Genomic DNA, 2,868 nt, shown 5'->3' on the forward strand with positions numbered 1-2,868 from the left:
GGGTGGAGGTGGGGGCCTTTTCGGCGATACGTACGGAACTGTCCGTATCCGCTGAGGGATTGGCCGAGGGGGCGGAGGTGTCGAGTGCCATGGCCAAGAGCCTCGGGCCATCGGAATATCCGTGGAGAGTGGGAACTTATCCTGGTGGCCGCACCACCAGTTCGCACGACCAGTGAAGCTCCGGGGGGAGAGCGAGTGACCGAGACCGCCGCCATGAAGACCCACCGCCTGTCGGAGCTGCGCGAATTCCTGATGAGCCGCAGGGCGCGCGTGACACCGGCCGAGGCGGGGCTGCCCGCCGGCGGCCGCCGGCGTACCCCCGGGCTGCGCCGCGAGGAGGTGGCGGTGCTCGCCGGGGTCGGGGCGTCCTGGTACCAGTGGCTTGAGCAGGGCCGCGACATCTCCGTCTCGCCGCAGGTGCTCGACTCGGTGGCCCGGGTGCTTCGGATGTCCAGCGCCGAGCGGCGGCATCTGTACGTGCTGTCGGGGCTCAATCCGCCGGCGCTCCAGGTCGAGGGGTGCGACGACACGATGTGCGACGGTCTGAAGCGGCTCATCGACGCGTGGATGCCCTATCCGGCGCACATCATGGACCAGTACTGGAACTGCGTCACGTACAACGACGCGGCCGCCATGATCCTCGGGATGCGGCCCGAGACCCGGCAGAACTGCCTGATCGACTTCTTCACCGACGAGCTCTACCGCTCGCGGGCCACGCACTGGGACGCCAACGCCGAGATCCTGGTGGCCCAGTTCCGCTCCGCCTGTTCCGAGTCGCCCGACGACGACGGCTTCCGGGCGCTGGTCGAGGAGGCCAAGGAGGCGAGCGCCGAGTTCGCGGCGCTGTGGGAGCGCCGGGACATCTCCCCCGGCGGCGTGATGAACAAGCAGCTCGACCACCCGATGGTCGGCGCCCTCCACTTCGAGGCCACCCAACTGCGCGTACCGGCCCGCCCGGACCTGGTGATCGTGCTGCACACACCGCTGCCGGTCGCGGACACGGTGCGCAAGGTGGAGTGGCTGGCCTCGCCGGAGGGGCGGCGGGGGTCGATGTATCCGATCGCCGGCTGAGGCCCTGTGGAGGGATGAGGCGGGGTCGGGACTTTGGTCCCGGCTCGACGGGCCCATCGGCGCGCGGGGCGCCTTTACCTGGCGCTTAGGTTGGTGGCATACCAAAGGTCGACAAACGGTCGGCCGACGGCTGACCACCCCCTCCAGGAGACCTCGTGCGTACCCGTAACTCCCGTGCCGCAACTGGCGTGTTGGCGGCCGTGTCGCTACTGGCCGTGGCGGGATGCGGGGGCTCGGCGGACGCGGAGGAGCAGCCGAAGGCCGCGAAGTCGGCTTCTCCCTCCGCCTCCCCGAAGCCGGTGGCTGCGCCGCTGACGCAGAAGCAGGTCGAGGAGGCGTTGATCGAGGTGGGGGATCTGCCGAAGGGGTGGAAGGTCGACGCCGCCGGCACACAGGACGCGGAGGAGGGCCCGGCCCTCGAGGCGGACAAGCCCCAGTGCCAGCCGCTCCTGGACGGCACCGCCGAGGGCGACTCGGGACCCCGCCCCAGGGCGGAAGCGTTCGCGGCCTTCACGAAGGACGCCGACTACGGACCCTTCCTGCTCACCGAGGTCGGGGCGTTCACGCAGAAGCAGGCCGAGCAGCTGATGGAGCGCGTGGAGGTGACGGACGGCTGCGAGTCGTTCACGGGCTCCTACGACGGCGATGAAGTCGCCTTCCGCGCCGAGGAGTTGTCCGTACCCCGGGTCGGAGACGGCGAGGCATTCGGCTACCGTTTCTCGATGGAGTACGAGGACGAGGACGGCTACGTCTACGTCGATCAGACCGACACCGTGACCGCCCGGGTCGGCAGCGCCCTCGTACGGGTCTCGCAGAACAGCGACGGCGGCAACGACCCGGAGGCCTTCGAGCAGGCCGTCGAGAAGCTCGTCGAGAAGACCCGCAAGATCGCGGCCAAGGGCGCTGAAGGCACCGGCGTCTGACGCCTCCGCACCGCATTCGAACCACCCACACCTGGAGAAACCCCGTGCGTACCCCGCTGCGTCGCGTCGCTGTCGCCGCCCTCGCTTCCTCTGCCCTCCTGTTCGCCGCCGCCTGCAGTGGCTCGGCCGACGCCGGCGACAAGCCCTCGGCGAAGAAGGCCGAGCCGAAGCCCACACCCGAGGCGAAGCCGCTGACCAGGAGCCAGGCCGAGGCCGCGGCCCTGGAGCTCAAGGAGATGCGGTCCGGCTGGAGCTCGGACAAGAGTATGACCGACACCGAGGACGGCTCCACGGTCTTCGGCCTCGGCACGGCCGACAAGAAGCAGTGCCAGCCGCTGCTCGACCAGATCATCCACAGCGCGGACAGCCCGGCCGCGCAGGCCACGGTCACCAAGTCGTACAGCAAGTCGGACCTCGGTCCGTACCTGTCGCACGGAGTGTTCTCGTACACGGTCGAGGACGCCAAGGAAGCCATGAAGAACTCGGCCGTACCGGCCGGCTGCGACTCCTTCACCGGGGACATGGACGGCGACAAGGTCACGTACTCGTACAAGAAGCTCGACGTGCCCGCCGCAGGTGACGAGACGCTCGCCTGGCGGCTGATCGCCAAGATGGAGGGCCAGGAGGCGGTGCCGATGCAGTTCGACTTCGCCGCCGCCCGTGTCGACAGCGCGATCTCGGTGCTGCTCCTGACGAGCGTCGACAACAAGACCGACACCCCCGCCTTCAAGGACGCCTTCAAGAAGGGCGCGGAGAAGGTCGCGAAGGCGACCGAGGCCGCAGCCAAGTAGACCTGCCCCCACAGCAGGGGGACATGGGGAGGGAAGACGGGGGAACCTCGGGGGTTCAGGGAGGGACCCGGAGGGGATAGCAC

Annotated in this window: 3 protein-coding genes; all 3 read left to right on the forward strand. The window is 69.2% G+C overall.

The window, feature by feature from the left end:
* Window positions 1-213: 213 nt before the first annotated feature.
* The 3 genes from G6045_RS40130 (at window position 214) to G6045_RS40140 (ending at window position 2,785) form a co-directional block, all read left to right on the forward strand.
* A complete protein-coding gene (locus G6045_RS40130) occupies window positions 214-1,071 on the forward strand; it encodes a helix-turn-helix transcriptional regulator (RefSeq protein ID WP_165337183.1) in 858 nt (285 codons plus the stop codon).
* A gap of 155 nt (window positions 1,072-1,226) precedes the next feature.
* Entirely contained in the window at window positions 1,227-1,994 is a 768-nt protein-coding gene (locus tag G6045_RS40135) for a hypothetical protein (RefSeq protein ID WP_165337181.1), read from the forward strand.
* A 44-nt stretch (window positions 1,995-2,038) separates the two neighbouring features.
* Window positions 2,039-2,785 (forward strand): hypothetical protein, encoded by a 747-nt coding sequence (locus tag G6045_RS40140; protein WP_165337182.1) that lies wholly within the window; start codon window positions 2,039-2,041, stop codon window positions 2,783-2,785.
* Window positions 2,786-2,868 lie beyond the last annotated feature (83 nt).

The organism is Streptomyces mesophilus (genome assembly GCF_011044995.1).
Classification (GTDB): domain Bacteria; phylum Actinomycetota; class Actinomycetes; order Streptomycetales; family Streptomycetaceae; genus Streptomyces; species Streptomyces mesophilus.